General features: G+C 41.7%; 4 protein-coding genes. 2 read left to right on the top strand and 2 right to left on the bottom strand.

Annotation, left to right across the window (positions count from 1 at the left end):
* Positions 1-485: 485 nt before the first annotated feature.
* Positions 486-2,405, bottom strand: a complete 1,920-nt coding sequence (gene cas12k / locus ACFFAP_RS33915; protein ID WP_375515331.1) for a type V CRISPR-associated protein Cas12k — start codon at positions 2,403-2,405, stop codon at positions 486-488.
* 81 nt (positions 2,406-2,486) lie between these two features.
* Between cas12k and ACFFAP_RS33910 the strand changes: the two genes are divergently transcribed.
* On the top strand, positions 2,487-2,939 hold the full coding sequence (locus ACFFAP_RS33910) for a MerR family transcriptional regulator (RefSeq protein ID WP_375515330.1): 453 nt from the start codon (positions 2,487-2,489) through the stop codon (positions 2,937-2,939).
* Between the two features lie 12 nt (positions 2,940-2,951).
* Here ACFFAP_RS33910 and ACFFAP_RS33905 read toward each other — a convergent pair whose 3' ends face one another.
* Complete coding sequence (locus tag ACFFAP_RS33905) at positions 2,952-6,164, bottom strand: type I restriction endonuclease subunit R (protein ID WP_375515329.1); 3,213 nt, start codon at positions 6,162-6,164, stop codon at positions 2,952-2,954.
* Positions 6,165-6,478: 314 nt separating this feature from the next.
* Here ACFFAP_RS33905 and ACFFAP_RS33900 point away from each other — a divergent pair, with 314 nt between their 5' ends.
* The gene (locus ACFFAP_RS33900; RefSeq protein WP_375515328.1) at positions 6,479-6,940 is read left to right on the top strand and encodes a DUF29 domain-containing protein; all 462 of its coding nucleotides are present in this window, start codon (positions 6,479-6,481) and stop codon (positions 6,938-6,940) included.
* The last annotated feature ends 140 nt before the right edge of the window (positions 6,941-7,080 follow it).

Here is a 7,080-nt window from a genome sequence, read left to right as displayed (position 1 = left end):
CTCTTTCAACCCTCCCATTGCTGAGAGGACGGTTGCAACTGCTGCCTTCTTTAACCCTTGTATAGAAGGGTTTTCAGACCAGACTTGTGTCAACCTTCTCAAAATCCTCCCAGGATGTAATTTTTGAATTGTCTACAAAAGAAATTTATGACTAAATTCCTTGTAGGATTAGGTTTTCAGGATTTGCGCGAACCAGGAGCGGAATTTTGACCTCTCTTTGGTGCGTCAAATAAAGAATTGGGGAGGGTTCCCCCTTGATCGGGGGTGATTCAGTAGCCACTACAGCAGTACATCCGCGCCCTTATTGCTGGGAGCGCACCTATCCTGTCCGAAGACAGCAGCATCAGGGTGAGCAGCTACTAGGGTCAGAAAGCAAGACAGTATTGCTACAGTCAAACTAACCCTCATTTAACACAGTTCAGAGGCTGCAAGCAGCATTAACTGCGGCGCTATTTATTATTTTATTGTCAAGGTTCAGATATTTGTCAACTTCGCCTAGCTAGGCGGAGATGGTAAGCAGAAAAGGCTAATTCTTTTGCTTTTTCATTGGGACTGCCGCGAATAGGTTGTTTTCCCCCTTCAATCATTATTCCTGCCTGAGCAGCTTTGCTTTGAATGCTTTGAATTAATCTGCCGTAGCTCCAGGAATGGACGTTAACTCGATACTGTTTGGCGTATTTTTGCTGAACTTCTACGGAGCCTGGACATTTTGCTTCGGCTATGGCTTGAATTTCACTTTGGACAATCTCTCGCATATCCCCTAGCTTAGGCAAAACTATACTGCCAGCTTTATAGGTTTGTGCGATCGCAATAATTTCTTTAGCCAATAGTCTGTCTACATACTGTCCTAACTCAGATGTACCAAATTGATTGGGAGAGAAGCTTTTCTGTGCCTTGTGGCGTTCGTGGGATGATGATCGCTGTTGTCGTCTTTGCCGATTCAGAAGTTCGTAATTGTCGCCAAGTAACTGGCGGATACTCCGGTAAGTTAGAACTTTGCCTGTGATCGCATCTACTACAGCAACACTTGCAGGTTTTTCCAGCCCCAGGCTAACACCTACTAAAATGTGTGATTGACCTTGGTAAAAGAGTTGACTAGGACGCTCAAAGGAATTGTTAATTCGAGTTAACGTTGATTCTTTACGTTTAATAAAAGCAAGCTGTGTTTCGCCAAGGTCACTTTTCTCCTTCATCTTAGTGATGAATTTGGTAATCTCATCAGCTTTTTCCTGGCGAACCTGTTCTGTTCCTTCAGCAGTCCAAAGCCGATTGTCAACACAGCAATAGAGATTCAAGTAGTGAAGATTCCAAGGTTTGCCTTTACCTTCGCCTTCTTGCCAAGCTAGACGACCATTTCTGAGGGTGAATAAAGCACTTGAATACTGATCTTTGTTTTTGCGTTTAGTTTGTTGATCTTCTAAAAAGCGTTTAAACCAGTGCAGTTGACGACTATCGCAGTACACTTCAAAAGTTAAATCGCTTAAGCCATTGAAGTGAACACAGAGTCTACCTTTTTCATTTTTTGACCAAACTAGGTCTTCGTTCGTTTCAAAAACCAGGGGAAAAGGAAGAGAACTTGATCGGGTTAACAGAATATCCTGCCAGCGTTTTGCTTCAGCATTGTCTTCTGGAACAGTGGTTATAGCAGTGAAGAGTGTTTCCAACCATTTAGCATTGGTTAAATCTCGACCCTTGGGAATTCGACTTGTTAGCTTGTCTGTTAACCGCTGAATTTGGATTTCAACCTTACGGCGGCGTTTAGCAAATTTTTCGGGGTCTTCTTCTTTGTCATTAAGTTTGCAGCCATTTTTCAGCAGATAACTGATGGCGCTACGGCTGAGTATGTCGTCCGTTTCTCGGTAAGCATCAAATAATTTATGAGATAAGCTACGGTCAGGATTGGAAGCGGATGATTTTTTGGATTTTTTAACCTTTCCTCTTTTAATCAAAGGAGCATTAGAGTCAGATTCTGGCGTAGCCATTGCCAAAATCTCAGCAGCTTTGGTACGAATTGCCTCTAAACTACAACCGCTAATTTCTACTAATTCAGCATCGCTGTTCAGCATTTCTAGCCAGCGTATCTTGCCATCTAGCTGCTGCTGTAGCCGTTTCTGTATGGCCAGCCAAGATTTATAGATGTAATCCACAACATGAATTGCTGATAAATACAAACGGCTGGGCTGACCTGTAAAGCTAGGGTCAGTTTTTAGGGGTTGACAAAGTTGGTTAACAACAGTTGACGGCAGTTTGCCATTTTTTCGCCATTTCTCAAAATCTGGATGTTTACTAAGTTGTTGAAGCAGTTCGTTAATTAGGGGTGTGTTTAATTCTGCCATTAACTTCCAGAGTTTTTGGCGGGTAGATTCACTAGCAATTAAGCGACATTGAATAGTAATCTGGCTCATAAAAACAAAATATCATAAAAACACATCGTGTTCTATAAAAAAACAATGTGTTTTAAAAGATCCTTCTATAGGATGAATCTTATGGAAGGAAAGTTCTACACAAGCACAGAAGCAGCAGAAATTACTCATTGCTCTCGCCGCCAGTTGCAGTATTGGCGGGAGAAAGGAGTTATAGTACCTACGGTTAACAGTACTGGCAAAGGTCGTAATGTTTACTACTCCAAAACTGACCTGTTGGCGTTAACGGTAATGGAACAGTTGCTGTCAATCGGTTTAAATTTTGAGGTTTGCCATGCAGCATTGGAAACTCTGCGCGAACGAGAACCTTGGTTATTTGATGAGTCTGTCCCCGAAGAAAGGATGAAGCGGCTAATGTTATTAGCCACGCGATCGCCTGAACAACCTTTGCAAATGGCAGAGTTTGATAAACAAGCTGCCCTAGAAGCACTTTGTCAAGGACAAACTGTGATTCCCTTTTGGTGCGATCGCATTCACGAAGTCTTACACCAAAACCTCAAACGCTTTAACGAGTAATATTAAGTACTATTACGCTGCATAAGGATGCTTATTAGCACTTTTATACTGCTGATAAATATGGATAAATACTATATTACTCAGGTTGTCTACATCGCTATCATCGTAGGCATCTACAGGTAAACCTGTGTCTTCGTTGTACAAGTAATCATAAATAAAACTCTTAATTGTGGCTCTTGTAGATTCCTTATCCCGCCAGTTTTCTAGTTGCTGTAATTGTGATTTTACGGCTTCAATTAAGGATTGAGCAACTTGTTTGACGCGGTTTCTAATTCTAGTATCTAAATTATCTTTAGATGAGCAAAGCAAGTCGAAAACGGCAAGGTGTTCTTCGCTTAAACCTTCGCGGACAGCACGGGTGTCTTCTTCAGATAAGTCTTTGACAAGTTTCAGCAGTTCCTCAAATGTTTGTTCAATGGCTACTCGGTCGGTTTCGCGGTTATAGTTTTGGATAACTTGTTGATAGCGCGTGTAGTAGTCAATGCGAGATGGGTTTTGTTGTATCATTCGCTGGAGTTGGCGTTCGACGGCTTCTTTTAGGGTTTGGACTGAGGTATTTTTAGTTGGGGAATTGGCAAATTCTGCTTTTAATAACTCAAAGTCTATCTTGCTGATATCGTAATTTTTGCCTGACTCTGAACCTGGAAGACGGGAAGTATCAACGTTGATGAACTCGCTAACGACACCTTGTAAGGAACGGAGGACAGCGTTGATATCTAGAGATATTTTGTGTTGTTCGTGTAAGTATTTGTAAATTTGCTCTATGGCGTTATATCTTCCTTGGTAGGGTGCTGTTAATTTCGGTTCAGTAATTAGCGCCTGTTTCTTTTTGAAGACTTCCCTGGCTAATACTTCAAAGCGGGCGCGAGATTCATCGTTTGTACAAACTGCATTCACTGCACTTGCTAAAGCAGCAATTTTATCAAATCCTGCTGTTTCTACCAGTTCTTGCAATTCAAACCCCAGATTGGCGATGTGGTCAATACAATTTTGAAGTGCGATCGCATAATCTTCTTGTAATTGATTTAGGTCGTTGTAAGGTGTTATACTTTCATCTTCGCTTCCGACTTCTGCACGCGAGTATCTGGCAAGGGCAGCACGGAGACTTGTTAAAATACCGTTGTAATCAATTAACAAGCCGTTATTTTTCCCTTCGTAGACGCGGTTTGCACGAGCGATCGCTTGCATGAGAGTATGTCCTTGTAAGGGTTTATCTATATATAATGTGGCAAGGCTGGGGACATCAAAGCCTGTTAACCACATCGCGCAGACAATCGCAAAACGGAAAGGGTGTTTTTCGTTCTTAAATTCTTCCTCTAGATTGCGACTTTTGATAATTTGGCGATGGGGAATTATATCTAAACCCCAATCTTTAAAAGTTTTGACTTCATTTTGGGCTTCGCTGATTACAACTAAATATTCCGTTGACTGCAACCATTGCAAATGTTGCTGGTGTTCCACTTCCTCTTGTTCATCAGCAGCTTGTTTGACTAATTGCTTTTGTGCTTGTATTGCTTGTTTCCAGTATTTATCGATAAGTCCGTGCATTCGCACGGCGGTAATCTTATCTAGACAAACAAGCATCGCTTTTCCTGTTTGCCAACGTTGGGTATAGTGAGCTACTAAGTCTTGGGCGATACGGTCTAAACGTTTTTCGGCGGTGAGGATGAGATATTCTCCCCCCAAGCGGCGACGGACAGCTTCTTCTTGTTCAGCGTCGAGTTCAAATTGTTCGATGGCGGTAGCGAGGCGTTGATTTAGTTCCTCGTCAGCTGCAACCTGGCGTTGACTACCTTTGTCCTCATAATATAATTCTTCGCCTCGATTGTCGTAGTAGAGGGGTACAGTTGCACCATCTTCAACAGCACGTTGGAAGTCGTAGGTGGAAACGTAGCCGCCGAAAACTCGACGGGTAAGTTGGTCTTCTTCCGACTCCATTAAGGGTGTACCAGTAAAGCCGATGAAAGACGCATTGGGTAAAGCTTGGCGCATATTTTCCGCGAGTTTACCGTATTGGGTGCGGTGCGCTTCGTCGGAGATGACGATAATATCGGGACGGAGAGAGTAAATCTCACCGGGTTTGTTGAATTTGTGAATCAGCGTGAAAACGTAGCGATGGTTGTCTTTGAGTAATTCAGCTAATTGTTCACCACTGGCGGCTTGGGTGTTATTTTCTTTGATAGCACCAACGCCAGCAAAGGTTTGCACGATTTGATTATCTAGTTCTTGGCGGTCTGTGACGATGACAAAAGTAAAATTACCTGGTAATTGGCGGTGGGCTTTGCGCGTGAGAAATGCCATTGAGTAAGATTTACCGCTACCTTGAGTATGCCAGAAAACGCCAAGTTTCCCTTCTCGGACTTCACGTTGTTGAATGGCGGTAAATGCGCGGTTAACACCAAGAAACTGGTGATTACGAGTCAGTATTTTGATAGTTTTACCGCTACTGTCATCAAAGAGGATGAAGTTTTCGATGATGTCGAGGAAATTGTCTTTGCAGCACATCCCGATTAACATTGTTTGGTAGTCAACTTTGCCGAGTTCCTCTTCTTCTAGACGTTTCCATTCTTGGAAGTGGCCGTAGCGACTGGTGATGCTACCTACTTTCCCCACGATTCCATTACTCAACATGACTATGGCGTTGTGATGGAAAATTTCCGGGATAGTGTCTTTGTAGTCGGTGTAGTTGTCTTCGTAAGCGACTCTAACGTTGCGGTGCGTGGCTTTAAGTTCAATAAATAGTAAAGGAATACCATTAACAAAGCCGATGATATCGGGTCGTTTGGAATAGAGAGAACCTTTAATAGATAACTCCCGCACTATTAGGAAATGATTATTTTCTGGGTTTTGAAAGTCAATCACTTTCAGGCGGGGATTGATGGTTTCACCCTCTGAGTTTTTGTAGGGTTTCTCTAGGATACCTTCACGGATGAGTTGGTATTTTTTCTGGTTGATGGTAACTAATTGGTCTGAAATATTAGATGTGGTGAATTGGGCGATCGCATCGTCGTATACTTGCTGTGGATGACCAGGGTTAAGTTTCTCTAGTGCTTGGCGCAGATAGCGTGTGAGAACAACTTCCCGTTTATCCTTGCGTCCTAGTGTGCCGTTAATCCCGAAAGTTTCCTTTTTGTAGGCGTAAACTGAGTGCCATTTCAGGGTTTGTTCAAAGAAGTTAGCGGTAGTTTGTTGCACCAGGCGGTCTTCGGAATATTCGGTACTCATGGGGGTGATAGGTAATATAGGTAGCTATTCTAAAAATAGCTTTCCTAATGCCAAAGTAGCAACTATCACTTATTCTGCACGTAAGTAATATCTATCTGATTTTTGGTTTGTGGATATTCAGTCGCCACAATGTAAGATATGTTATCATCATAAATTTGCTAAAATTTTGTTATTATATATTTACCCTGCTGCTTGCGAAGTCTCAAGTTCCACTTGGGATACGCCCAAACGAATCTATTTAGATATGTAATGAGCATAGCAAGAGCGGGATTAAATTAAGTTTACTGGTTGGATTTTGGGAGGTTGAAAATTAGATGACAGCGCCTCAACCAACGGTTTTTACAAACTCTCATCTGTACGACCAAGATTTTTATTTGTGGATAGAGACAACTGCTAAACAGTTAAAAGAAGGCAGATTTTCTGAAATTGATTTAGAAAATCTCATTGAAGAGATTGAAAGCATGGGGAGAAGTGAAAAAAGAGCTTTAGAAAACAATTTAGTAGTTTTATTAATGCACCTATTAAAATACAAATATCAGCCAGAAAAACGCTCTAATAGTTGGAAAGGAACTATTAGAGAACATCGCCGCAGGTTGACAAGAACTTTTAAGGATAGTCCTAGTTTAAAACCATATTTCCAGGAAGTTTTTACTGATTGTTATCAAGATGCAAGAAAGCAAGCTAGTGATGAAACTGGTTTATCCCTTGATACTTTTCCCGTAGACTCTCCGTTTACTGCGGATGAATGTTTAGATGAAGATTTTTTACCGGATTAGTTAAGTTCTCAGGCTTTGGGTGCTTCATATAATACTTTTCAAACATCCTCTCGCGTGTTTGCTTTCTCATTTTGGTGTTTTCTGTAAGCAAAAAGCCATATTGCTTTCTCAAAATGCTTGATTGCTTTCTCATTTCGGTA

It is taken from the genome of uncultured Nostoc sp. (assembly GCF_964245575.1).
In the GTDB taxonomy this organism is placed as follows: domain Bacteria; phylum Cyanobacteriota; class Cyanobacteriia; order Cyanobacteriales; family Nostocaceae; genus Nostoc.
Note: the sequence above shows the minus strand (reverse complement) of the source record. Positions and strands in the feature narration are given on the sequence as shown.

Excerpts from the sequence above, each read along its gene's own strand:
- ACFFAP_RS33910 (WP_375515330.1), top strand. The coding sequence starts at position 2,487 with ATGGAAGGAAAGTTCTACACAAGCACAGAAGCAGCAGAAATTACTCAT.
- ACFFAP_RS33905 (WP_375515329.1), bottom strand. The coding sequence starts at position 6,164 with ATGAGTACCGAATATTCCGAAGACCGCCTGGTGCAACAAACTACCGCT.
- ACFFAP_RS33900 (WP_375515328.1), top strand. The coding sequence starts at position 6,479 with ATGACAGCGCCTCAACCAACGGTTTTTACAAACTCTCATCTGTACGAC.
- cas12k (WP_375515331.1), bottom strand. The coding sequence starts at position 2,405 with ATGAGCCAGATTACTATTCAATGTCGCTTAATTGCTAGTGAATCTACC.